Genomic DNA, 23,134 nt, shown 5'->3' with positions numbered 1-23,134 from the left:
AGTCCTCCTTGGGTTGGCCGTACCGCTGCGCCGGCCGGCGCTCTCCAGCCTTCCAGATCCCGGACGCCAAGCCAAGGTCCATGGAAACCGGAGGCAGGTGCGGGCCGAGGTATCGCCTTGCCGCGCGGGTCTGTACCGTGGTGCGCATGGATTCGACGAAGATTTCCGCAGCAGGTACCGGCGCTCCCGGGACAGACAGCACGGAGAGTACCGCGCGGCGCTACGCCACGGGCCGGCAATACGAGCTCCGGCGCGGCGACGCGCTCGCCGTCGTGACGGAACTGGCCGCCGGGCTGCGGCTCTACAGCCGCGGCGGCGTCCAGCTGACCGAAACCTACGGTGACGCGGAGATCCCGCCGGGGGCCGCCGGGATCACCCTTGCCCCGTGGGCCAACCGGGTGGAGGACGGCGTCTGGTACCTGGACGGCGAGAAGCAGCAGCTCGACATCACCGAGGTGTCCCGCAACAATGCCAGCCACGGACTGCTGCGTAACGCCGCTTACGGACTCGTGGACGAATCCCAGTTCTCGGTCACGCTGGAAGCGGTGATCTTCCCGCAGCACGGTTATCCCTTCCTGCTCCGCCACCGGGTCAGGTACGAGTTGGCGGAGGACCTGGGGCTGGTGGTCCGGCAGACGCTTATCAACGACTCCCAGGCGCCGGCGCCGTACGTCCTCGGGGCGCACCCCTACGTGCGGCTGGGGGACGTGCCCAGCGAGGAGCTCACCATCACCGTCGGCGCCAGTACAAGGCTCGTGACCGATGACCGGCTCATTCCGCGCAGCGGCGAGCCGGTCAGCGGCGACTTTGACCTGCGCGGCGGACGGCGGGTCGGCGGGCTGGATATCGACTCCGCCTACACGGATCTGGCGTTCGACGGCGGCATCGCCCGGCACACGCTGCGCGCCCCGGACGGGCGCAGTGTCAGCCTCTGGCAGGACGAGAACTGCTCCTACGTCCACGTCTTCCTCTCCACCAGGTTTCCGGGCAGGGCCAAGGCGGTGGCTCTCGAACCCATGACGGGCCCGGCCAACGCCTTCAACAGCGGAGACGGCCTCCGCTGGCTGGAGCCGGGGGAGGAGTCCGGCATGAGCTGGGGCATCGGCTGCGAGCTTTAAGGCGGAGTTTCCCATCCGGGCGCCACTGGGGAATCATGGGGCTATGACCCACGCTGACGCCGCCGCACCGCATCCTGGATCCACCCCGGCCACACCCGGCGCACCGCTCCGGGTCCTGACCGACCGCCAACTGGACCGGGACATCCCCTACGGAGTCCGGATCGCGGCTGCGTGGTCCTGGCGGCTGGGCCTGATCCTGCTGTTCAGCGCCACCCTGATCTGGCTGCTCAGCCACATCAGTTTCCTGTTGATCCCGCTCATGGTCGCCGCCCTGCTGGCCGGATTGCTGAGCCCTGTGACGGCCTGGCTCAGGACACGGCACCTGCCGCGCGGGGCCGCTGTCGCGGTCACCGTCCTGGGCTTCATCGGAGCGATAGCAGGCGCCCTGGCCCTTGTGGGCCGGCAGCTCGTGTCCGGCTTTTCCGAGCTCTGGAGCGAGGCGCTGGTGGGGATCCAACAGATCCAGGGCTGGCTGGCGGAAGGGCCCCTGCACCTGTCAGCCGCGCAGATCGACCAGTACATCAAGGAAGCCACCGCGGCGCTGCAGAACAACAGCAGCAGCATCCTCAGCGGCGCCCTGTCCTTCGGCAGCACCGCGGGACACTTCGCCGCGGGACTGGTCCTGTCCCTGTTCATCCTGATCTTCTTCCTGCTGGAAGGGGACCGTATCTGGGCATTCCTGATCCGGCTCCTGCCGAGGAAGGCCCGCGCCGCCACCTTCGGCGCCGGCCGCAAGGGCTGGGCCTCAATGGTCAGCTACGCACGCATCCAGATGTTCGTCGCCTTCGTGGACGCAGTCGGCATCGGGGTCGGCGCCGCCATCATCGGCGTCCCCCTCGCCCTGCCGCTGAGCGTGCTGGTGTTCCTCGGTTCCTTCATCCCCATCGTCGGTGCCCTCGTGACCGGCGCCGTCGCCGTGCTCCTGGCCCTCGTCGCCAACGGCGGGGTCAATGCCCTGATCATGCTGGGGATCGTGCTGCTGGTCCAGCAACTGGAGAGCCACATCCTCCAGCCCCTGGTGATGGGCAAGGCCGTCGCCCTGCACCCGGTGGCCGTGATCCTCTCCGTCGCGGCCGGTTCCTACCTTGCCGGGATCCCCGGTGCCCTGTTCTCCGTGCCGATCCTCGCCGTAGCAAATTCGTCGATTCGCTACATTGCCGGCAGAACGTGGGAACATGATGATGTGCTTGCAACCGCTGGCCAGCAGGGCGTGCTTGCCCCTGCCGTGCCGGGCGCCGACAACACCTTCAGAGACGTCGACCTGCCGGGCGAAACACCTGCCGGCCGCGATGACGCCGCACACCACCATGGTGACCCGGGCAGCAATGCCGGCCGGGGCGCCGGAGCCTGACCCGAAGAAGGAGACTCGTTCGTGCTTACCCTTGAGAGCCTGCCCGTCACGCTGGACAATGTCCTGGAGGCGCAGAAGCTGCTCGACGGGATTATCACGCGGACCCCGGTGGAGTCGTCCCGGGCGCTCGGGGCCCTGGTGGGCGGCGACGTGTTCCTCAAGTGTGAAAACCTGCAGCGCGCCGGCTCGTTCAAGGTCCGTGGCGCCTACGTGCGGATGGCCAAGCTCTCCCCGGAAGAGAAAAAGCGCGGCGTTGTCGCGGCCTCCGCCGGCAACCATGCCCAGGGCGTCGCGGTCGCGGCGAAGAGCCTCGGCATCGGCGCCCGCATCTACATGCCGCTCGGGGTCGCCCTGCCCAAGCTCGCCGCCACCCGCAGCCACGGCGCCGAGGTGGTGCTGCACGGCCACAACGTGGACGAAGCCCTCGCCGAAGCGAAGCGTTACGCGGACGAGTCCGGGGCCGTCTTTGTCCATCCCTTCGATGACGTGGACGTGGTGGCCGGCCAGGGCACCGTCGGCCTGGAAATCCTGGAACAGGTGCCCGACGTCGACACCATCCTCATGGGGGTCGGCGGCGGCGGGCTGCTCGCCGGCGTCGCCGTCGCGGTCAAGGCACGGGCAAAGGAACTCGGCCGCGAGATCCGCATCATCGGGGTACAGGCCGAAAACGCAGCGGCCTATCCTCCCTCCCTCGCCGCGGACGCCCTCGTGCCGCTCAAGCGCGTCTCGACCATGGCCGACGGCATCGCCGTGGGACGGCCAGGCCAACTGCCCTTCAGCATCATCCGCGAACTCGTGGACGACGTCGTCACCGTCAGCGAGGACGCACTGGCCCGGGGCCTGATCTTCCTCCTGGAACGCGCCAAGATGGTCGTGGAACCTGCCGGGGCCGTCGGCGTCGCTGCCCTGATGGAAGGCAAGATCGAGAACCCGGGAACCGTGGCGGTGGTGCTGTCCGGAGGCAACATCGACCCCATGCTGATGCTTAAGGTCATCCAGCGCGGCCTCTCTGCCGCGGGCCGGTACATGACGGTCCGGATGATGCTGGACGACCGCCCCGGCTCCCTCGCAACGATCGCCCGCATCATCGCCGAGAATGACGCGAACGTGACCGGCCTGGACCACACCCGGGTGGGCGGCTCGATCAGTATGGGCGATGTTTCCATCACCGTGAACCTGGAAACCAAGGGCCACGAACATTGCGAGCAGGTCCTCGCCGCCCTCCGGGCAGAGGGCTTCCAGCCGATTGTGGTTCACTAGGGTCCATGACCCTCGGCTCCTTCCCGGACGAACGGCCCCGTACCGTCGAAACACGCGCCTCGCGGGCCCGCCGCGGGCTGGTGGTGGTGGGCTCCTTTGTGCTGCTGCTGTACATGATCGAGATTCTCAATACCCTTCTGCTGCATTCCCTGAACCGCACGTTCGGACTGCGCCCGCGCAGCGTTGACGGAGTGCTCGACATTTTCACGTTCCCGCTGCTGCACGCCAGCCTGGCGCATCTGGTCTCCAACACGCTCCCGCTGATCACTTTCGGGTTTCTGGTGTTCCTGTCCGGGAGGCGGGTTTTCCTGACCGCCCTGGCCGCCAGCTGGCTTGGTTCCGGCGTGGTTGTCTGGCTGATCGGCGGCTTCCACGTGACCGTGGGCGCGTCCGGCCTGGTCTTCGGGCTCTTCGCTTTCTTGCTGGTCCGGGGGTTCGTCAACCACAACTGGTGGCAGATCGTGCTGTCCGTAGTGCTGTTCATGGTCTACGGCGGAATCCTGTTCGGCATGCTTCCCACCGTGGCGAGCTATGTCTCATGGCAGGCGCATCTCGGCGGGGCAATCGGCGGTGTGGTCGCGGCGTTGCTGCTGAACACCCGGGGCGCGGGCCTGCGGACCGGGCGCTAAGCGCCGGAACCTACACCGCCGGAGCGCCGTGAAAAAACGAAACGCCGGCCTCCCCCGCGAAGGGGGAGGCCGGCGTCGTCGTTGGCACTTAGACCGGTCAGCCCGGCCCGCCCGCTATCAGCCCACGTAGGGCTTGGCGGAGATGATCTCCACCACGATGTCCTTGCCGTTCGGGGCGGTGTAGCTGAGCTGGTCGCCCTCCTTGTGGCCGACGATGGCGGCGCCCAGGGGGGACTTTTCACTGAAGACGTCGAGATCGGAGTCGCCGGCAATCTCCCGGGAGCCGAGCAGGAAGGTCTCCTCGTCGCCGGCGATCTTCGCAACGACGATCATTCCGGGTTCCACAATGCCGTCGTCGGCAGGGGACTCGCCGACGTGGGCATCGCGGAGCAGGGCGGTGAGCTGGCGGATGCGGGCCTCGATCTTGCCCTGCTCCTCCTTGGCCGCGTGGTAGCCGCCGTTCTCCTTCAGATCGCCTTCCTGTCGGGCTGCTTCGATCTTCTGAACGATTTCCGCCCGGCCGGCGCCGGAAAGGTGGTCCAGCTCTGCCTTCAGGCGGTCAAAAGCTTCCTGGGTGAGCCAAGCTGCAGTTGCGCTGTTGGGGGTAGACACGGACTTCTCCTTTAGGTGGTCAAACAAGCAAAGACCCCGCCTCGGTGGCCACTTATGGAACTCAGCAACCAGCTCAGCGGGGGAAAGGTATTGATCCATTGTAGTCAATGCTGTGGATAAACCAAAGAACACTGCGGCGTGCATCACACCGTGTTACGGCGGGCCGGAACGGCACCTGCGTCGGGCTACTTGCTGCCGTCGGGGATCCAGCAGTTGTCCACGACGGCGGATACGGCCTGCGATTCGGTGCGGATCAGCGCCCGGTGCGCTGTGGTGCGGCCGCCGTCAGTGCCCTGGTCTGTCGGGTTGGGCCCGATGTCGATGACCTTCCAGCCGACGACGGCGAACTTCTCATCCAGCGCCTTTACGGCGCACTTGGCGTCCGCTGTGGGCTCCTTGGTGACCTGGAAATCGGCCTGGGCGACGGTGGCGTCCGGCGTGCTGTAGCCGAGGTCCTTGAAGCTCACCGATCCAACGGAGTTCGACGTCGAGATCCACGCCAGAAATGCGATGCCGACCGCGAGGGCGGCAATGAGGATAATGCGCTTGGCCTTGCGGGAGAGTGCGCGCTTTTGGCCGCCGTAACGATTGGCTAGGCTGGGTGATGCCGACGCGGGCGCGGCAGGCTGATCCTCGGAAGTCACCAGTCCAGTTTAGTGTGGATCGGGACGCGGAGATTCCCCCGGGCCCCAAGCCGATACCGGACGAGAGTCCAGCGCGCGACGAACAGTACCGATCACCTGTAGATGAAAGAGGAGCCGTCCCACGATGACAGCGTCCCCCCGTCCGTCAGCGCCGCTCCGGCTGCTGGCTGTCCATGCTCATCCCGACGACGAATCCAGCAAGGGCGCCGCCACGATGGCCATGTATGCCGCCGCCGGCGTCGACGTCCTGGTGGCGACCTGCACCGACGGTTCCCGCGGCGACATCCAGAACCCTGCCATGGAAGGGGAGCCGCATCCCAAGCGGGACATGGCCGGGGCCCGCCGCCTTGAGATGGCGCGGGCGGCCGGGGTCCTCGGTGTCCGGCAGCGCTGGCTGGGTTTCGTGGACTCGGGGCTGCCGGAAGGCGATCCGCTGCCGCCGCTGCCTCCCGGTTCGTTCGCCACCCAGCCCCTGGAACGGGCAGCCGCCCCGCTGGTGCGCCTGGTCCGGGAGTTCAAGCCGCAGGTCATCCTCAGCTACGACGAGAACGGGGGGTACCCCCACCCGGACCACATCATGGCGCATAGGGTGGCCGTCGAGGCGTTCGAGGCCGCCGGTGATCCGGCCCGCTATCCGGATGCCGGAGAGGCGTGGGCGCCCAGCAAGCTCTACTACGACCGCGCTTTCAGCCCGGAACGGTTCCGTGCCCTGCATTACGCGCTGGAGGAAGCGGGACTCCAGTCGCCCTACGCGGAACGCCTCGCGGCCTGGCTGGAGGCCGATGCGGAGGGCCACACTCCTCCCGCGCCGACCCACCCCACCACCACGCAGATCGAGTGCGGGGACTTCTTCGAGGCCCGGGACGAGGCGTTGCGTGCCCACCGGACCCAGGTGGACCCGGAGGGGTTCTTCTTCGCTGTGTCCGCGGAAATGCAGCGCCGCGTCTGGCCGTGGGAGGACTACTCCCTGATCCAGTCACGCGTGCCTACGGAACTGCCTGAAAAAGACTTCTTTGCGGGGCTAAGATAGACAAAGCAGGCAAGTTCTATGCCCCGTAGAAATACAGGCACCGTAGCATTCAGGCCCCGTAGAAATACAGGCACCGTAGAATTCAGGCCCCGTAGAAATACAGGCACCGTAGAATTCAGGCCCCGTAGAGATATGGGCTCCCTGGAACTATGAGGTTGCCCCGCTCCGTACCCCACAGAAGGTCTTAACCGTGCATTTCTTGCTCACCGCCCTGGCCACAACACCCGCGCCGGCTCCTTCGCCGTCGTTGCGTCCGGGAGTGTCCGAAGACCAGGTGACACCCGGGCTGCTGGGCTTCCTGCTGACTGCCTTCATCGTGGTGCTGACGGCGCTGCTGATCGTGGACATGGTGCGGCGCATCCGCCGGGTGCGCTACCGTGCGCAGGTGGAGGAAGAACGCACGGCGGCCGCGGAAGCGGCCCTTGACGGCGGCGCACCGGCGGACGGCGCACCGGTGAACGGTGCGGCGCCGGCGTACGGCGCACCGGTGGCCCGGGACGCAACAGTCCCGGACGCAACGTTCCCGGAAGCGGCCAGCCGGAAACCTGAGGACGGGGCAGCTAGGCGCCCGGAAGTCAACGGCGATGCGGGACCCGGAAACCGCTGACACCGGAGCTGACCGGACTGTCCCCGAGGCCGCCAACGCCCTCGGGACAGAACCCTCTGCCTACCTCCGGCAGCACGCAGGAAACCCCGTCCACTGGCGCCCGTTCGGGGACGAGGCCTTTGCCTTCGCCGCCGCGCGCGACGTGCCCGTATTCCTCTCCATCGGCTACGCGGCCTGCCACTGGTGCCACGTCATGGCGCATGAGTCCTTCGAGGACCAGGCCACCGCGGACTTCCTGAACGCCAACTTCGTCGCCGTCAAGGTCGACCGGGAGGAACGGCCCGACGTCGACGCCGTCTACATGGCCGCGACCCAGGCGATCACCGGTGAAGGCGGCTGGCCGATGTCCGTCTTCCTTCTGCCCGACGGGCGTGCCTTCCACGCAGGCACGTACTTCCCGCCGCGCCAGCTCCCGGGCCGCCCATCCTTCCGCCAGGTCCTTGAAGCCGTAACCGAGGCATGGTCGGAGCGCCGCAGCGCGGTGGAACAAAACGCCGAGGCCCTCGCACGCGGCCTCGCCGCCGCGCAGTTCGGAGCCGCCGTGCGGGTGGACCGCCCGCCGGAGCCGGTCGGCGCCGGACTGCTGTCCGAGGCGGTGGAAGCCCTGGCCGCCTCCGAGGACCCTGACAATGGCGGCTTCGGCACCGCCCCTAAGTTCCCGCCGTCGCCGGTGCTGGAGTTCCTGATCCGGCATGCCGCCGCGCGACCCGGCCCCGCGCACACCGCGGCGATAGCCCGGGACATGGCGGGCCGAGCCCTGGCTGCGATGTCCCGTTCCGCCCTCTTCGACCAGCTCGACGGCGGTTTCGCCCGGTATTCGGTGACACGCGACTGGTCCGTCCCGCACTTCGAGAAGATGCTCTACGACAATGCCCAGTTGCTGCGGCTCTATACGCACTGGGTGCGGCTCGGCGGCACGGCCGCGTTCCCCGTGGCGGAGGCGTCCGACGTCGCCGCCCGTACCGCTGACTGGCTCCTGGCCGCGCTGGGCCTCGCGCCCCGGGCGCAGCCCGGGACGTCGGTGTCCGGGACGGTGCAGCCGGGGCTTCCTGGCGCCGGCCCCGAAGGACTTCCCGAAGCGCTGGCCTCCTCCCTCGACGCGGACACCGTGGTGGCCGGTCGGCACGCCGAGGGAGCTACTTATCTGTGGACCCCGGGGGAACTGGCCGGGCTCCTCGGGGCCGACGACGGTGCCGCCGTTGCGCGGCTGATGAACATCGGCGCCCGGGGCACGGTCACCGCCGAGGGCTCCCCGCTGCATCCGGGGCGGGAAATGTCCGCCGGCGACAAGGAGCTGTGGCAGCGCGTACGCCCGGTCCTCCTGGCGGCGCGCTCCCGCCGGCCGCAGCCTGCCCGGGACGACAAGGTGGTGGCGGGCTGGAACGGCCTGGCCATCGCGGCGCTCGCTGAAACGGGCGCTGTGCTGGACCGCCCGGATCTGGTGGCCGCCGGCGAACGGATCGCGGCCTACCTCGAACGGGTGCATTGGCGCGCCGGTGCCGGGGAAACGCCGGGCAGCGTGGTGCGGGTCTCCCACGATGGCGCCGCGCGGGGCATCGGTGGCCTGTTGGAGGACTACGCCTTCTGTGCGGAGGGGTTGCTCGCCCTTTCCTCAGTCACCGGCAAGGCGCACTGGTACCTGCTGGCCGAGGACATGATTGACGCAGCATGCTCGCGGTTCGTCGCTGACGGGGCCCTCCGGGACACTGCAGGGGAGTCGGGCCAGGTGCTGAACGCCCAAGGTGGCAAGGCGGCCCTGGATCCCTTCGACAACGCGGCCCCCAGCGGCGCGGCCGCGTTCGCCGGGGCGCTGCTGTCCTACTCGGCGCTGTCCGGTTCCAGCCGGCACCGCGCCCTGGCCGGCAACATCCTCGAACTCCTGCCGCCGCTGGCCACCCGGGCGCCGCGGGTGGCCGGCTGGCTGCTCGCAACGGCCCAGGCCGCTCTCGTGGGCCCAGTGGAGGCCGCCGTCGCCGGCCCGGACGGCCCGGAGCGGGCGGCGCTGCACCGGGAACTGCTGCTCTCGCCCAGCCCCGGACTTGTGGTTGCCGTCAAGGAAGACGACGACGGCGGACCCGCCGTGCCGCTGCTGGAGGACCGGGGACCCGCGCCGGACGGCTCGCCGCAGGTGTTCCTGTGCCGGGGGATGGTCTGCGACCTGCCTACGGCTTCCGTCGAAGGGATACGGGAACAGCTGGCCCGGATGTCCTCATGACCAGGCCTCATGACCCGCTCGTGGAGGCCCGGCGGCTGGGTGCTGCCCTAGCGCTCAGCTGAGGACGGCCAGGGCAATCGCGATGTAGTGCGCGGCAAAGGCAAAGACCGTGAGCGCGTGGAACAGCTCGTGGAAGCCGAAGTGCTTGTAGCTGAAGTTGGGTTTTTTCAGGGCGTAGAAAACGGCGCCGGTGATGTAGAAAACGCCGCCCACGCACACCAGGATGGCCGACGCCGGATTGGCGGCGAAGAAGTCCGGCAAATAGAACAGGGAGCCGCAGCCAAGGGCAATGTAGATCGGCACGTAGAGCCACCGCGGCGCATTGGTCCACAGCAGGCGGAACAGCACGCCAAGGACGGCGCCGGACCAGATGACCCATAGCAGCAGTTCCGCCTTGGGCCGGTCCAGCAGGGACCAGGCCAGCGGCGTGTAGCTGCCGGCGATCACCAGCATGATGTTGGTGTGGTCCAGGCGCTTCAGCACCATCTTGACGCGGGGAGACCAGTTTCCGCGGTGGTAGATCGCGCTGATGCCGAAAAGCAGCACGCCGGTGAGGGCGTAGACGGCGGAAGCGATTTTGAGGTCAGGGCTGGGCGCCAGAAGAACCAGCACCAGGCCCGCCGCAAGCGCCAGCGGGGCCGTTCCGGTGTGGATCCAGCCGCGCCACTTGGGCTTGATCATCAGCAGCTCGGCAAGCTTCACCGCGGCGTCGTCCATGGGGGTTCCGCGGTCAGCCGGGCGCTCCGGGAGGGGCTCCCGACTGTTGCTTTCCATCCCGCCATAATAACCCAGCGGGCGGCCAAGTTACCGATGAGTAGCTGGCCCAGCGGCGCGTGGAGGGGACGGTCTTGCACCGGGCTTGGCCGTCCGGCAGGTAGCCTAGATGTGCACTGCAGTCGTATTTCAAGGAAGCCAGGTGAATCTCCGGATGGAACTGCCCGGGTTCCTTTATGGCTTCTATGAGCGCCGGATCCAGCGGTCCCTTGACCCGGAGCGGATCCCCAAACACATCGGCGTCATGGTGGACGGCAACCGGCGCTGGGCCCGCCAGTTCAACGCGCCGACGAGCCAGGGCCACCAGGCCGGGGCCGACAAGATCCACGAGTTCCTCGGCTGGTGCCAGGAACTCGGCGTCAAAGTCATCACCCTCTACATGCTGTCCACGGACAACATGAACCGCTCCGGCGAAGAACTCGACCTGCTGATGGGCATCATCGCCAACACCCTGGACCGGCTGGACGAGGACGCCGAGATCTCCGTGCACGCCATGGGCGCCCCCGAGCTTCTGCCGGACTATCTTGCCGAACGGCTCACCAAGCTCACCGCCCGCACACCCGCGCGCGAGAAGCTCCACGTCAATGTCGCCGTCGGCTACGGCGGCCGCCGGGAGATCGTCGACGCCGTCCGGGAACTGCTGCACGACGCCGTCGGCCGCGGCGCAGACATCGGCAAGCTCGCCGATGAGCTCACCGTCGACGACATCTCGCGGTTCCTCTACACGCGCGGCCAGCCCGACCCGGACCTGGTGATCCGGACATCCGGGGAGCAGCGGCTGTCCGGTTTCCTCATGTGGCAGAGCGCCTACAGCGAGTTCTACTTCTGCGAAGCCCTCTGGCCGGCCTTCCGGAAAGTGGATTTCCTCCGTGCCCTGCGCGACTACGCCGGAAGGCAGCGCCGCTTCGGCACCTGAGCCGTTTCCCGCCTGTTCACGCGATGGCAGCAGGAATCGCCGGAAAATAGGCGCGGAAACAAGTCGGCCCCGAATTACGTTGTTCCCATTAGCAGGCAAACCGCCCGCTGATCGGGGAGGCCAATACATGGAGCGGATTTTCGCACCGGGTGTATGGGAGGCCGCGCGCGGTCTTCGGGCCGAGCCGCCTCACCACTAACAATTCCGGGCATGCGCCCCGGGGCTGGAGTCGATGTGGCTACTTCTGAACAACTGCCCGACGTCGGAACCGACATGGGACAGAAAGCTACCTCTCGCGCCAAGCGAGCCACCTCAAAGACCGGTGCAGCGGATTCCGCTGCGACCGGTCTTGCTGTTTCCGGGGAAGGAACAGCAGACAGGGCACCGTCCCGGAGCTTCGTGATTGACACTTCCGTGTTGCTTTCGGACCCCCGCGCGCTGCTGCGCTTCGCGGAGCACGAGGTCATCCTGCCGATCGTGGTGATTACCGAACTGGAGGGCAAGCGGCACGATCCCGAGCTCGGCTACTTCGCCCGCAAGGCGCTCCGGCTCCTCGATGAGCTGCGCGTGGAGCACGGGGGACTGGACCGGCCCATCCCGATCGGCCACGACGGCGGCACCCTGATGGTGGAGCTGAACCACATCTCCGCCGAGGTGCTCCCTGCGGGTTTCCGCGGCGCTGACAATGACAGCCGGATCCTTGCCGTCGCCAAGAGCCTCTCCAACGAAGGCCGCGATGTGACGGTGGTGTCCAAGGACCTGCCGATGCGCGTCAAGGCCTCGGCGATGGGCCTGCAGGCCGACGAATACCGCAACGAACTCGTCAAGGACTCCGGCTGGACCGGGGTGACGGAGCTCGATGCGGGCGAGGAGGACGTGGCGACGCTCTACGGCCACGAACCGGTCTTTCTCCCGGCGGCAGCCGAGATGCCGGCGAACACCGGACTGGTGCTGCTCTCCAGCCGCGGGTCCGCCCTCGGCCGGGTGGGAGCCGACAAGCAGGTCCGTCTGGTGAGGGGGGACCGCGACATCTTCGGGCTGCACGGCCGTTCCGCCGAACAGCGTCTTGCGATCGACCTGCTGATGGACCCCTCCGTGGGGATTGTCTCCCTTGGAGGCCGCGCGGGCACCGGCAAGTCGGCGCTCGCCCTGTGCGCCGGCCTGGAAGCGGTCCTGGAGCGGCGGGAGCACCGCAAGGTCATCGTCTTCCGGCCGCTCTACGCCGTGGGCGGCCAGGAACTGGGCTACCTGCCCGGGTCCGAGGCGGAAAAGATGAACCCCTGGGCACAGGCGGTCTTCGACACCCTGGGTGCGCTGGTGAGCCAGGAGGTCGTGGAGGAAGTCATGGGCCGCGGCATGCTCGAGGTGATGCCATTGACGCACATCCGCGGCCGGTCACTGCACGACGCCTTTGTCATCGTGGACGAGGCACAGTCGCTCGAAAAGAACGTCCTGCTGACCGTGATGAGCCGCATCGGGCAGAACTCCAAGATCGTCCTGACCCACGACGTCGCCCAGCGCGACAACCTGCGGGTCGGGCGGCACGACGGCGTGGCGGCCGTCGTCGAAATCCTCAAGGGACACCCGCTCTTCGGCCACGTCACCCTGACCCGCTCGGAGCGCTCGCCGATCGCTGCGCTTGTCACGGAGCTGCTTGAGGGGGCTGAGGGGTAGGCTCGCCCTTTTACCGTCTCCTTTGTTGGGGCCGTGGCCGGGTTCGCCGGGCCGCGGCCCTTCGCCGTCGCTTAGCGCGGAGGTCCCTTCCCAAGGCTCGCAAGCTCGCCTCGGGGCCCTCGGGACGCCGCTTCACCGCATAGGGCCCCTGCGGTCGCTGGGCGACCTCCGGGGACCGATGCGCCGCGATGCGCTCCTTTGCGAAGGACCGTGGTCCGGCGTTTGCGTACGTCACCTTTTGCTGAGGCCCGCAGCCCGGCAGTGCGTTCGTCACCTTTTGCTGAGGACTGCCACCCCGGCGTGGTGAGCCGATCACCTTCCCGAGGCTGCGGGGTCCCGCTAAGGAGCGCATCGCCGACCAAAGCGGAGCGGAGGTCGCCCCGCGACCGCAGCGCAGCGACGGGAGGTGTCTAAGCGACGGCGGAACGCCGTGGCCTCGCCCCCGCGCTACGTTTGGATGCCGAGGTATTTTGCGGTGGGTTCGTGGCCCTGCACCTGCAGTTGCCAGTCCGGGCGGTTGAGGGTGGCGGGGGTTAGGCGGACTCTTTGGACTTCCTGGGCCTTGCCGCCCCAGGAGGCTCTGGTGATGCCGTTGAGTTGGTAGCCGAGGGAACGGGAGACTCCGAGGGATTGTTGGTTCCAGGTGGCGGCCTCGGATTCGGCGGCGTCGGCGCCCAGCCAGTCGAAGGCGTAGAGGGCAACGGCGGCACGCATCTCTCTGCCGAAGCCCCGGCCCTGAACGTCCCGGCGGAGCCAGGAGCCGGTGCTGACCGTCCTCAAGGTGGCGAAATCCTTGGCCGCAACGTCCTGGCAGCCGAGGAAATCCCCTTCGTGCCAGATCCCCAGCAGCAGGGTCCATTCCTGCGGCGACATGTTCGCCCGGCACCGCCAGTACCACTGGGCCATGTTCGGGCCGAGTTCCTCGGCGGGTGTTTCGGCCCAGGGCGTGCTGAAAGGGCTGCGGCCGGGCTCGTGGATTCCGCTGAGGGCCGCGTGGACCGCTGCGGGGATATCCTCGTCCAGGACAGGGCGCAGCGCCAGCCGGGGTGTGGTCAGGGTCAGCCCGAAGGGTGGCCAGCAGGCGGCGAGCTCAGTCATCCCGGAAGCCTAACGGTGCAAACAGGCGGCAGCCAGTTATAGTCCCGGCGACACGTCCCAGCTGATGTGCCGCCGGCCGTCCGTGAGGTTCATGGAGTTGGCCAGGAAGAGGTCATCGAGCATGTACTCGTCCACGGCCAAGATCCGCATCCAGTGGCCGTAGCTGACAGTGCCACCCCCGAGCCAGCGGCTGGCGACGCAGACGCCGGTACCGGCGTCGATCCTGACAAGCGTGGCGCCGGCCCGGCACAAGGGCGCGTCCGGGTAGGCCGGGCGATAGCCCGCGTTGGGCCTCACGGTCGCCTCCAGGGCCGGGCGGCCCTCATGGTCCACCTCCGAGACGGCGCCGACCTCAACCGGATTCGAGTTCGGAAATTCCAGCGGCACCGGGGCGTTTCCGGCCAGTTCCACGGGATCCAGCGCCGCGCCGAACCTGCCGTTGCCGAAGCAGGGCTCGCCGTACGCGGCTTCGGGCCGGCGCCGGACCAGGCCGCCGCCGTCGTAAACCGGGGTGACAAGCTGCGGGGGCAGCAGCCAGGACTTCCGCGTGGAACTCACATAGAAGCCGTCACGAGAATCATTGATCCCCGTGGTGCTGTGGAGGACGAGTCCCTCGGCGGTCTCAAGCCGCAGGGCGCCGGGCCGGCGGAGCCACGCACGTACGAGGTCTGGAGCGCCGGCAGCGGGGTCCCCGGCCGGGTCCTCCGCGTCCTGGCCGGGAGCAGGCCGGTCCAGGTACTCGAAGCGCAGCGACTGCCATTTCCACGGCGAGGAACGGCATAAGTTCCGGAAGGCGGCCGCCCGCTCATCCGGACCTTCGGGCATGCCTGGCCCGGAGCGGTTTCTGCTGTCCCAGGCGGCCATATCCACAGTGTACGCGGAGGCCAGGCCACGTTCCGGGGAATATCCAGTAGCATCCGAGGGTGATCCAACGACTCCGCGAGCTGGGCGAAGTGGCGCCCCTGGCCTCCTGGCTGGTGCTGCTGGCCTGTGCGTACTTTGCGGTGGTGGCGGTGCGGCTCACAGTGATTGACGTCCGGCACCACCGGCTGCCGGACCGGATCGTCCTCCCGTCCTATGCGGTGGCCGGAGTGCTGCTGCTGGGCGCGGTGGCGGCCGGCGCCGGAGCCCCCGCAACGGTTTCCGGGTCTGGGGGCGGCGCGGTCTTGTTCGGCGGGCCGGGTCTGCGCGTCGTTGCCGGCGGTGCAGCGCTGTGGCTTTTCTACTTTCTGCTCCGGGCCCTTTATCCGCCCGGGATGGGCTTCGGGGACGTGAAGCTCGCCGGGGTCCTCGGCATGTACCTGGGGTTCCTCGGCTGGCAGCATGTCCTGGCCGGGACCTTTGCCGCGTTCCTCTTCGGCGGACTGTGGAGCCTGGGCCTGCTGGTCTCGCGGCGCGGCACCCTGAAAACCAGTATCCCGTTCGGGCCGTTCATGCTCGCCGGAACGGTTGCCGCGATGCTCCTGCCGTCGTGACACGCGTCCCGGGGCGCCGTCCCGTCCCGGCCCCGTAAACGCCGGTTAAGCTGACGGGATGGCAACCCCTGACTTCATTGTGAAGCTGCGCGAAACAATCGGGCACGACATGCTCTGGATCCCGGCTGTCCGGGGTGTCGTGTTCGACGATGCCGGCCGCGTGCTGCTCGGCCAGCGCGCCGATAACGGGCGTTGGGGCCTGATCGCCGGCATCCTCGAACCGGGGGAGGAGCCTGCCCAGGGCCTGGAGCGGGAGATCCTCGAGGAGACGGGTGTAGTGGCGGTAGCCGAACGCCTCGTGGCGGTGGATGGGTCCGGCCACGTGACGTATCCGAACGGGGACGTCTGCCAGTTCCTGACGCTGGTGTTTCGCTGCCGGTACGTTTCGGGCGAGGCGCGCGTGAACGACGACGAGTCCCTCGCCGTCGGGTGGTTCCGGCCGGAGGACTTCCCGGAACTCATCCCCGGGCATCTGGAGGGCATCGAACGGGCCGGTGAAGCGGACGGCGCCGCGTACTTCCAGCGCTGACCCATCCACGCGGGTGGCCACGCCTTTTACACTGTCTGGATGGAAGCCACGGTCAACGAAGTGCCGGTGCATTATGCCGAGTACGGCAGCGGCACGCCGGTGCTCGCGCTCCACGGGGCCGGTGTGGATCACCGCGAGATTGCCGGCGCTCTTGAACCGATTTTCAGCAGCGTGCCCGGCTTTCGGCGGCTTTATCCGGACCTGCCGGGGATGGGCCGCACTCCGGCGCCCGGGACGGTCAGGAGCAACGACGACGTCCTGGACATTCTCCTCGGCTTCATCGACACGGCCGTAGGTGATGAACCGTTTCTCGTCATGGGCCAGTCTTACGGCGGGTACCTGGCTCGGGCGATTGCCCAGCTGAGACCGGACCGCGCTGTGGGGCTGGCGCTCATCTGCCCGGTCGGCGCGCATACGCAGGACCTCCCTGCGCACGAGGTCCTGGTGTCGTCGGCCGATCTTGCCGGGGAACTGGACCCGGATCTCGAGGCCGCGTACCGGAGCTACTTCGTTATCCAGTCGACCGAAACTCTGCGCCGGTTCCAGCAGTATGTGGCTCCCGCGACGTCGCTCGTTGACGAGGCGGGTCTAGCGCGGATCTTCTCGAACTGGAAGCTGCGGGATCGGCCGGAAACCGCACCTGCCTATCCTCATCCCGTCTTGGTTCTTGCCGGACGCCAGGATGCCACCGCAGGGCACGAGGGCCCGTCGGACCTGCTCGAGCACTACCCTCGCGCCACCTTGGCCGTGCTCGACCGCGCCGGCCACGCTCTGCTGCACGAGCAGCCCGACCTCGTGCAGGCCCTTGTTTCCGAATGGCTCGCGCGCGTTCGTGAGTCGACGACGGCGTAACACCGGTCCCCGCGGCGGGCGAAACACCACCGGCATCAACGCGAGGACGCCGCAACCCAACAGGTTGCGGCGTCCCTGAGGCGTTGACGGTGCCCCCTGTCGACGGCGCTTAGCGGCGCTGGGTGATGAGCTCGTCGTCGTCCGTGGACGCCGGAGCGTCGGCACCGGCAACGGTGGCAGAGTCCGCAGCGGACGCACCGGCGCGGCGTTCGGCCTCGAGGCGCTCGGCCTCCTCGCCGCCCACGGCCTCGCCACGGGCCACCATGCCGGCGGTGTCCGAAAGCGGAATCTGCTTCAGGGTGAGGGCGAGGACCAGGGCAATGCCGAGGAAGGGCAGCAGGTACCAGAACACCGGGGCCAGCGAATCGGCGTAGGCATTGACGATCGCATCCTTGAGCTGGTCCGGCAGTTGGCTCAGGGCCTGCGGGTCCAAAGTGCGGGTGGACTGCGAGGCCTGCTCGGCGGAGGCGCCTGCGCCGGTGAAGGCCTTGCCGAGGGACTCGGACAACCGGGACGTGAAGATGGATCCGAAGACAGCCACGCCCAGGGATGCCCCGACTTCACGGAAGTAGTTGTTGGTGCTCGTGGCGGTTCCGATCTGGTCCGCCGGGACGGAGTTCTGCACCACCAGGACGATGACCTGCATGATCGACCCCAGACCGGCGCCGAACACGAACAGCTGGACGCAGATGACCCAGATCGGGGTGTCCGCCGTCAGAGTGGTCAGCCACAGCATGGCGCCCATGGTGAGGGCGGCGCCCACGATGGGGAACAGCTTATACTTGCCGGTCTTGGAGATCCGGATGCCGGAAAAGATGGCGGTGCCCATGAGGCCCACCATCATCGGCAGCATCAGCAGTCCTGATTCGGCGGCCGAGGTCCCGGAAGACATCTGCAGGAAGGTGGGAACGAACGCGATGGCGGCAAACATGCCCAGCCCGAGGGTGAAGCCGATGGCGGTGGAGTTTACGAAGATGCGGTTCTTGAACAGGCTCAGGGGGATGATCGGATCTTCCGCCCGGCGTTCCACCATCACGAAGGCGGCGGCTGCCACAACCAGGCCGGCGCCGAATGCCCACGTCAGCGGCGAATCCCAGCCTTCGTCCTTCTTGCCGCCGAAATCGGTGAAGAAGATCAGGCACGTGGTGGCCGCGGAGAGAAGCAGCACGCCGAGGATGTCGATCCGCTTCTCGGCTTTCTTGTTCGGCAGGGTCAGGGTGAACCAGGCGATGGTGAATGCGGCGATGCCGATCGGAATGTTGATGTAGAAGGCCCATTCCCAGGTCAGGTGGTCCACGAAGTAGCCGCCTAGGAGGGGGCCGGCGACGGCGGAGAGGCCGAAGATGGCGCCGAGCGGGCCCATGTACTTGCCGCGTTCCTTGGCCGGAACGATGTCGGCGATGATGGCCTGGGACAGGATCATCAGGCCGCCCCCGCCCAGGCCCTGGATGGCGCGGAAGATCACGAAGCCCCAGAAGTCGGTGGCGAAGGCGCACCCCACGGAGGCGAGCGTGAACAGTGCGATGGCGACGAGGAACAGGTTCCGTCGGCCCAGGATGTCGCCGAACTTGCCGTAGATCGGCATCACGATGGTGGTGGCCAGCAGGTATGCGGTGGTGATCCATGCCTGGTGCTCGACGCCGCCGAGCTTGCCGACGATGGTGGGCATGGCGGTGGACACGATGGTCTGGTCCAGGCTGGAGAGCAGCATGCCGGCGATCAGGGCGGAAAAGATGATCCAGATGCGTTTCTGGGTCAGCAGCAGCGGCCCGGCTGCTGCGTTGGGACTGGCGGCGGTGCTCATGGGGATCCTTCGGTGGGGTGGGACGGCAGGATGTCTAGGGTCTGGGAAAACAGGGTCCGGGCGGCTTCGACGTTCTCCAGCAGCATCTCCCTGTAGGGGCGGGTGTTGCCCGCGGAGAAGTAGTCGGCACTGGTCCGCCGAGCGATGCTGCCGAAGAGGGACACCGCCATCCGCACCACAGGGTGGTCGTCAGGGACGCCTTCCCGGGCCGCGAGCATCCGAGCGAACTCGGCCTCGCGTTCTTCCGAGGCGCCGATGATCCGTAGCATGAGCTGCGGTTCTTTTTGGATGACGCCGATCAGCTGGCGCGTTTCTTCCTCGGAGGAGGTCATCCGCTCGGAAAGCTCCAGGGAGACCTTGACGAGGTCGGAGAGCATTGAGGCGGAAATGACGCCGGCCGGCGAGCCTGCGCCCCCGGCGATGAAGCGGCTGACGAACTCTTCCGGAAAATCGTCGTCGACGTGCCCGATGATCGCGTCTTCCTTTGTGGGGAAGTAGTTGAAGAAGGTCCGGCGGGAGATGCCCGCCCGTTCGCAGACTTCCTCGACGGTATAGCCGTTGAGGCCGTGCTCGGAGGTCAGTGACCGGGCGATGGCGGTGATGGCCGCGCGGGTAGCGGCACGCTTGCGCTCCCGGAGCCCGCCGCTGATATTTGCACTGTTTGTCACATAGTGAAGTTTTGCACTGAATCGGAATTAGTGCAAAACAGCGACGGCGACCGGCTTTGAGCCGCTGCGCCCATCGCACGGCTGGGGTGCTGGGTTTATTGTCGGTGCCCGGTCATAGCCTGCTCCTGTCCAGCATCCGCTGGCGAAGTTGGCCCGGATTGCCGGGCCGGAAATGGGGAAGCATGACAGATTCTGCCCTTACCCACGTCTACGTCCTCCTGGACCGGTCGGGGTCCATGAGTGCCATCGCGGACGACACCGTGGGCGGTTTCGCTGCCTTCGTCCGCGATCAGCAGTCTGTGACCGGCCGCTGCCGGCTCTCCCTCGCCCAGTTCGACGACAGCTATGAGCGGGTCTACGACGCCGTGGACATCCAGGGTGTGCCTGCCCTGGAACTGCACCCGCGCGGCAGCACCGCCCTGCACGACGCCATGGTGCGGCTCATCGGGGATGCCGGCACCGAGCTGGCGTCGCTGCCGGAAGACCAGCGCCCGGGCACGGTCCTCGTCACCGTTCTGACCGACGGCCAGGAGAACTCCTCGCGGGAGGCGTCGGGAGCCATGGTCAAGGCACTCGTCGAACGGCAGCAGAAACAGTGGGGGTGGCAGTTCACGTACTTGGGCGCCAACCAGGACGCCGTGCTGACGGCCGGCGGCCTGGGGATCCGGGCGGAGGACGCGTTGACGTATGCCGTGGGCAACGTGGACGCTGCCTTTTCGGTCCAGTCGGCCAAGACGCGCCGGCTAAGGGAAGCACGGATTGGCGGCGCCAGCATGGCGGATGCCGCGGCCGCGGCCGCCTACACCGCGGAAGAGCGGCGTTCCGCCCGGGGAAAGCCGCCCCGGACCTAGCCACAGACAATGCCGGGCGGTGCCGTCGCAACGGACGACGACGGCCGGCACCCTGCAATAGGGTGCCGGCCGTCGTCGGACTTGGTTTGAGCCTTGGTGAACGGGCGCAGTCGGCGCCCGGGATGCCGGGCCTTCGGGTGACTAGGCCTTGTGCGGGGGACGCGTCATGGACATGACGTCCAGGGCGGTGTCCAGCTGTTCCTCGGTCAGTTCGCCGCGCTCCAGGAAGCCCATGGCCACGACTGTCTCGCGGATGGTGAGCCCCTCGGCCACCGCCTTCTTGGTGATCTTGGCGGCGTTTTCGTACCCGATGAACTTGTTCAGCGGGGTAACGATGGACGGGGAAGCCTCAGCCAGGAAGCGGGCGCGTTCCACGTTGGCGGTGATGCCGTCGATCATCTTGTCGGCCATGACGCGGCTGGTGTTGGCCAGCAGGCGGATGGATTCGAGCAGGTTGGCGGCCATGACGGGAATGCCGACGTTCAGCTCGAACGCACCGTTGGTGCCGGACCAGGCGATGGCGGTGTCGTTGCCGATGACCTGTGCGGCCACCATGATCGACGCCTCGCAGATGACCGGGTTGACCTTGCCGGGCATGATCGAGGAGCCCGGCTGCAGGTCGGGGATGGCGATTTCGCCAAGGCCGGTGTTGGGTCCGGAACCCATCCAGCGGAGGTCGTTGTTGATCTTCATGAAGGAGATGGCGATGTTGCGCAGCTGGCTGGACGCCTCGATCAGGCCGTCGCGGTTGGCCTGGGCCTCGAAGTGGTCGCGGGCCTCGGTCAGCGGCAGGCCGGTGTCCGTTGCCAGCAGTTCGATGACGCGCTCCGGGAAACCGGCGGGGGTGTTGATACCGGTGCCCACGGCCGTGCCGCCGAGCGGAACTTCGGCAACCCGGGGGAGGGAGGCGTTGATGCGCTCGATGCCGTAGCGGACCTGGGCGGCGTAACCGCCGAACTCCTGTCCGAGGGTGACGGGGGTGGCGTCCATCAGGTGGGTGCGCCCGGACTTCACGACGTCCTTGAACTCGGCTGCCTTGCGCTCCAGGGACTTGGCCAGGTAGTCCAGCGCCGGGATCAGGTCGTTGATCAGCGCGGAGGTCGCGGCCACGTGGACCGACGTCGGGAAGACGTCGTTGGAGGACTGCGAGGCGTTGACGTGGTCGTTCGGGTGGACCACCTTGTCGCTGCCGGCGGCCTTGAGGGCGCGGGAGGCGAGCTCGGCGAGCACCTCGTTCGTGTTCATGTTGGAGGACGTGCCGGAACCGGTCTGGAAGACGTCGATGGGGAAGTCGCCGTCGTACTTCCCGGCAGCAACCTCATCGGCAGCGTCGGCGATCGCCTGGGCCAGCTCGCCGTCGAGCACTCCCAGTTCTGCGTTGGCCTGCGCGGCAGCCTTCTTGACCCGGGCGAGGGCCTCGATGTGGGCACGCTCCAGGGTCTTGCCAGAGATCGGGAAGTTCTCCACCGCGCGCTGCGTCTGGGCGCGGTACAGGGCGTTCACGGGGACGCGGACTTCGCCCATCGTGTCGTGTTCAATGCGGAACTCTTCGGTGTTCAACTCTTCAGTGGAAGTCATGGAGCTAGCTTATTGGGCGAAGGCGCTGCACCGAAAACCGTGAACCGGTTGGAGCAGCCGGCCCGATGCAAGCCCTAGAGTTCCCCAATCGAGGAAACGAGATCGGCCCTGCCGTCGGCCAGGCTGTAGGCCAGCCCGATCACCGAGGCCTGGCCGCCCTCCACTGCCGCCGTGATCACCCGTGAGCTGTCCACGAGGTGCCGTGACGCCTGCTTGACGTTTTCGACCACCATCTCGTTGATGCTGTCCTGGTTGTTCCGCCGGGAGGTCAGCACCGCCGGGGTGATCCGCTCCACCAGGCTGCGCATGAAGCCGACCGGCATCTGACCTGTCTCGACCGCCGTTTTCGTCGCGGTGACGGCGCCGCAGCGGTCATGGCCCAGGACCACGATCAGCGGCACGCCCAGGACGCTGACGCTGTACTCCAGCGAGCCGAGAACGGCGTCATCGAGCACATGGCCGGCGGTGCGGACCACAAAGGCGTCGCCCAGGCCCAGGTCGAAGATGATTTCGGCCGCCAGCCGGGAGTCGGAGCAGCCGAAAATGACGGCGAAGGGGTGCTGGTTCTCCACCAGCGAGGACCGGCGTGACGCGTCCTGGTTCGGGTGGGAGGAGGTGCCGGAAACGAAGCGTTCGTTTCCTTCTCGAAGTCGGCGCCAGGCAAGTGCAGGAGTCAGATAAGTAGCCACGTGGCTACTTTACGGGGAGGGGGTGGCCGAATGTGAAACTGTTGCCTCCGGGTTGCTGTCCAGGGTCTTCACGACGGCGGCGGCCAGCAGGCTGAACTCGTCGAGCTGCGCGGTGCCGCTGAGGATGACGGTGGTGCCGCGGTGGACCAGCACCATGCTCTTCTCGCCCTTGCCCGAGTCCCGGAGCTCCCAGTCCTGCCCGCCGGCGTTCCGGGTACCGGTCACCGGCGCGTTCTTGACCTGTTGCACCAGCCAGGTGGGGTTGGACTGGCGGGTCTGCACCAGACCGATGAAGGACTCCTTCGGAGTGATGTAGCCGACCTCCCAGGTAGCGACACCGCTGCCCGTGCCGGACTCCCAGCGGGCGTAATTAGGACGGAATGTGTCGCCTGTGAGCGGGGCCACCGGTGTGAATCCCGCCACACCAGCGGCGTTGCCTGCAATGGCGCTGACGTTGACATCGGGCCGGTAACCGTCGCTTTTCGGCGAGGGGTTCATCAGCACAATCGGAAGGAACGTCCCGATGCTCAGGGCCAGAGCAATGATCATCCCGATCACCGACGCGTTCGCCCGTTTCGCCGCACCCGGCGCGATGACGGGCTTGACGGGTGGCTGGGCGGACGCCCCGGCGGCACCTTGCGGGGCTCCGCCGGCGGGGGTTGCTGGGGCCGAGGCGGACGTATCCTGCATTTCACTCACCCCTCTATAGTTGCGCATTTCGGAGCCGTTCTCACATCCACGGTCCCGGGCACCGGATCCG

At 67.6% G+C, this 23,134-nt stretch carries 23 protein-coding genes; 13 read left to right on the top strand and 10 right to left on the bottom strand.

The window, feature by feature from the left end:
• Nucleotides 1–146: 146 nt before the first annotated feature.
• The 4 genes from QFZ65_RS15530 to QFZ65_RS15515 are packed head-to-tail and all read left to right on the top strand — an operon-like array spanning nt 147 to nt 4,358.
• Nucleotides 147–1,118, top strand: a complete 972-nt coding sequence (locus QFZ65_RS15530; RefSeq protein WP_306911588.1) for an aldose 1-epimerase family protein — start codon at nt 147–149, stop codon at nt 1,116–1,118.
• Between the two features lie 43 nt (nt 1,119–1,161).
• Nucleotides 1,162–2,469, top strand: a complete 1,308-nt coding sequence (locus QFZ65_RS15525) for an AI-2E family transporter (RefSeq protein ID WP_306911587.1) — start codon at nt 1,162–1,164, stop codon at nt 2,467–2,469.
• Between the two features lie 21 nt (nt 2,470–2,490).
• Nucleotides 2,491–3,729 (top strand): threonine ammonia-lyase, encoded by a 1,239-nt coding sequence (gene ilvA / locus QFZ65_RS15520; protein WP_306911586.1) that lies wholly within the window; start codon nt 2,491–2,493, stop codon nt 3,727–3,729.
• A gap of 5 nt (nt 3,730–3,734) precedes the next feature.
• Nucleotides 3,735–4,358: a rhomboid family intramembrane serine protease gene (locus QFZ65_RS15515; RefSeq protein WP_306911585.1), complete on the top strand. Its 624-nt coding sequence runs from the start codon at nt 3,735–3,737 to the stop codon at nt 4,356–4,358.
• Nucleotides 4,359–4,475: 117 nt separating this feature from the next.
• On the opposite strand, the gene greA is transcribed toward QFZ65_RS15515, so the two are convergent.
• Nucleotides 4,476–4,970 carry a transcription elongation factor GreA gene (gene greA / locus QFZ65_RS15510; protein ID WP_306911584.1) on the bottom strand — a complete coding sequence of 165 codons (495 nt, stop codon included), beginning with the start codon at nt 4,968–4,970 and terminating at the stop codon, nt 4,476–4,478.
• Nucleotides 4,971–5,155: 185 nt separating this feature from the next.
• On the bottom strand, nt 5,156–5,614 hold the full coding sequence (locus QFZ65_RS15505; RefSeq protein ID WP_306911583.1) for a DUF4307 domain-containing protein: 459 nt from the start codon (nt 5,612–5,614) through the stop codon (nt 5,156–5,158).
• 124 nt (nt 5,615–5,738) lie between these two features.
• Here QFZ65_RS15505 and mca point away from each other — a divergent pair, with 124 nt between their 5' ends.
• From mca to QFZ65_RS15490, 3 genes are all read left to right on the top strand, one after another.
• Nucleotides 5,739–6,644 carry a mycothiol conjugate amidase Mca gene (mca, locus tag QFZ65_RS15500; RefSeq protein ID WP_306911582.1) on the top strand — a complete coding sequence of 302 codons (906 nt, stop codon included), beginning with the start codon at nt 5,739–5,741 and terminating at the stop codon, nt 6,642–6,644.
• 190 nt (nt 6,645–6,834) lie between these two features.
• A complete protein-coding gene (locus QFZ65_RS19135; protein WP_373427602.1) occupies nt 6,835–7,251 on the top strand; it encodes a hypothetical protein in 417 nt (138 codons plus the stop codon).
• Entirely contained in the window at nt 7,229–9,466 is a 2,238-nt protein-coding gene (locus QFZ65_RS15490) for a thioredoxin domain-containing protein (RefSeq protein WP_306911581.1), read from the top strand. The genes QFZ65_RS19135 and QFZ65_RS15490 overlap by 23 nt, the downstream gene beginning before the upstream one ends.
• A 54-nt stretch (nt 9,467–9,520) precedes the next feature.
• Here QFZ65_RS15490 and QFZ65_RS15485 read toward each other — a convergent pair whose 3' ends face one another.
• Entirely contained in the window at nt 9,521–10,183 is a 663-nt protein-coding gene (locus tag QFZ65_RS15485) for a hemolysin III family protein (RefSeq protein WP_306912609.1), read from the bottom strand.
• A 211-nt stretch (nt 10,184–10,394) separates the two neighbouring features.
• Here QFZ65_RS15485 and QFZ65_RS15480 point away from each other — a divergent pair, with 211 nt between their 5' ends.
• Both QFZ65_RS15480 and QFZ65_RS15475 read left to right on the top strand, forming a co-directional pair.
• Nucleotides 10,395–11,156, top strand: coding sequence for an isoprenyl transferase (locus tag QFZ65_RS15480; protein WP_306912608.1), 762 nt, complete (start codon nt 10,395–10,397; stop codon nt 11,154–11,156).
• Nucleotides 11,157–11,390: 234 nt separating this feature from the next.
• Nucleotides 11,391–12,830, top strand: a complete 1,440-nt coding sequence (locus QFZ65_RS15475; RefSeq protein ID WP_306911580.1) for a PhoH family protein — start codon at nt 11,391–11,393, stop codon at nt 12,828–12,830.
• A gap of 447 nt (nt 12,831–13,277) precedes the next feature.
• Here QFZ65_RS15475 and QFZ65_RS15470 read toward each other — a convergent pair whose 3' ends face one another.
• Together QFZ65_RS15470 and QFZ65_RS15465 are read right to left on the bottom strand one after the other, a co-directional pair.
• A complete protein-coding gene (locus QFZ65_RS15470; RefSeq protein ID WP_306911579.1) occupies nt 13,278–13,928 on the bottom strand; it encodes a GNAT family N-acetyltransferase in 651 nt (216 codons plus the stop codon).
• 36 nt (nt 13,929–13,964) lie between these two features.
• The gene (locus QFZ65_RS15465; protein WP_306911578.1) at nt 13,965–14,792 is read right to left on the bottom strand and encodes a hypothetical protein; all 828 of its coding nucleotides are present in this window, start codon (nt 14,790–14,792) and stop codon (nt 13,965–13,967) included.
• A 59-nt stretch (nt 14,793–14,851) separates the two neighbouring features.
• Here QFZ65_RS15465 and QFZ65_RS15460 point away from each other — a divergent pair, with 59 nt between their 5' ends.
• The 3 genes from QFZ65_RS15460 to QFZ65_RS15450 are packed head-to-tail and all read left to right on the top strand — an operon-like array spanning nt 14,852 to nt 16,784.
• A complete protein-coding gene (locus tag QFZ65_RS15460) occupies nt 14,852–15,403 on the top strand; it encodes an A24 family peptidase (protein WP_306911577.1) in 552 nt (183 codons plus the stop codon).
• A 58-nt stretch (nt 15,404–15,461) separates the two neighbouring features.
• Nucleotides 15,462–15,932, top strand: coding sequence for an NUDIX domain-containing protein (locus QFZ65_RS15455; protein WP_306911576.1), 471 nt, complete (start codon nt 15,462–15,464; stop codon nt 15,930–15,932).
• A 39-nt stretch (nt 15,933–15,971) separates the two neighbouring features.
• On the top strand, nt 15,972–16,784 hold the full coding sequence (locus QFZ65_RS15450; protein WP_306911575.1) for an alpha/beta fold hydrolase: 813 nt from the start codon (nt 15,972–15,974) through the stop codon (nt 16,782–16,784).
• Between the two features lie 109 nt (nt 16,785–16,893).
• Here the strand turns inward: QFZ65_RS15450 and QFZ65_RS15445 are convergent, their stop codons facing one another.
• Both QFZ65_RS15445 and QFZ65_RS15440 read right to left on the bottom strand, forming a co-directional pair.
• Nucleotides 16,894–18,588: an MDR family MFS transporter gene (locus tag QFZ65_RS15445; protein WP_306911574.1), complete on the bottom strand. Its 1,695-nt coding sequence runs from the start codon at nt 18,586–18,588 to the stop codon at nt 16,894–16,896.
• Entirely contained in the window at nt 18,585–19,256 is a 672-nt protein-coding gene (locus QFZ65_RS15440; RefSeq protein ID WP_306911573.1) for a TetR/AcrR family transcriptional regulator, read from the bottom strand. The genes QFZ65_RS15445 and QFZ65_RS15440 overlap by 4 nt, the downstream gene beginning before the upstream one ends.
• A 182-nt stretch (nt 19,257–19,438) precedes the next feature.
• Here QFZ65_RS15440 and QFZ65_RS15435 point away from each other — a divergent pair, with 182 nt between their 5' ends.
• The gene (locus tag QFZ65_RS15435) at nt 19,439–20,107 is read left to right on the top strand and encodes a vWA domain-containing protein (protein WP_306911572.1); all 669 of its coding nucleotides are present in this window, start codon (nt 19,439–19,441) and stop codon (nt 20,105–20,107) included.
• 141 nt (nt 20,108–20,248) lie between these two features.
• Here the strand turns inward: QFZ65_RS15435 and QFZ65_RS15430 are convergent, their stop codons facing one another.
• The 3 genes from QFZ65_RS15430 to QFZ65_RS15420 form a co-directional block, all read right to left on the bottom strand.
• Nucleotides 20,249–21,685 carry a class II fumarate hydratase gene (locus QFZ65_RS15430; protein WP_306911571.1) on the bottom strand — a complete coding sequence of 479 codons (1,437 nt, stop codon included), beginning with the start codon at nt 21,683–21,685 and terminating at the stop codon, nt 20,249–20,251.
• A gap of 74 nt (nt 21,686–21,759) precedes the next feature.
• A complete protein-coding gene (locus QFZ65_RS15425; RefSeq protein ID WP_306911570.1) occupies nt 21,760–22,374 on the bottom strand; it encodes a carbonic anhydrase in 615 nt (204 codons plus the stop codon).
• A gap of 9 nt (nt 22,375–22,383) precedes the next feature.
• Nucleotides 22,384–23,064 carry a DUF4245 domain-containing protein gene (locus QFZ65_RS15420; RefSeq protein ID WP_306912607.1) on the bottom strand — a complete coding sequence of 227 codons (681 nt, stop codon included), beginning with the start codon at nt 23,062–23,064 and terminating at the stop codon, nt 22,384–22,386.
• Nucleotides 23,065–23,134: the final 70 nt, after the last annotated feature.

This window comes from Arthrobacter sp. B3I9, from assembly GCF_030816935.1.
In the GTDB taxonomy this organism is placed as follows: Bacteria; Actinomycetota; Actinomycetes; order Actinomycetales; family Micrococcaceae; genus Arthrobacter.
This window is presented reverse-complemented; position numbering and strand designations above follow the sequence as displayed.